The following is a 516-nucleotide window of genomic DNA, read 5'->3' as shown; positions in this document are numbered from 1 at the left end:
CTTCTGAACATGATGCACGGCAAAAGGAACTTCATCTTACTGAATCTGGGCACCAGAAGTTTAGCGAGCTTGTCGACCGGATGGCGCTTGAAGTCCACAAGCGATTGGATGGGGCAGATGCAGGGCGCGTCGCCCGGGCCTTGGAGCAGGCGGTGAGATCATTTGACCTGTCGGGTCCAGTCGAGTTTCGCGAATTGACCCCGGGCGACGCCGGATGGGTCGTCAATCGGCACGCCGAGACCTATTACACGGATTATGAATTTGATTACCGCATGGAAATGCTCGTCATGCAAATCCTGGCGGCTTTTTTGCCGGTCCAAGGCATTGATGGAAACCGCGCCTTTATTGCTCATAGCGGCGAGACGCGGCTGGGATCAATTTTTTGCATGAGTACAGAAGAACCCGGCGTCGCGAAACTGCGATTGTTCTTTCTGGAACCCGAGGCCCGCGGAATGGGCTTGGGCAAGCGTTTAATGACGATCTGTCTGAATCACGCGCGTGCATCAGGGTTCAAAC

1 protein-coding gene is annotated in these 516 nt (G+C 54.8%); it reads left to right on the top strand.

Going from position 1 to position 516, the window contains the following annotated elements:
* Nucleotides 1-80: 80 nt before the first annotated feature.
* The coding region (locus ACR0JI_RS21965; RefSeq protein WP_480496700.1) for a GNAT family N-acetyltransferase at nucleotides 81-516 on the top strand (436 nt) is incomplete at its 3' end.

It is taken from the genome of Ruegeria sp. N10, assembly GCF_056531545.1.
Note: the sequence above shows the minus strand (reverse complement) of the source record. Positions and strands in the feature narration are given on the sequence as shown.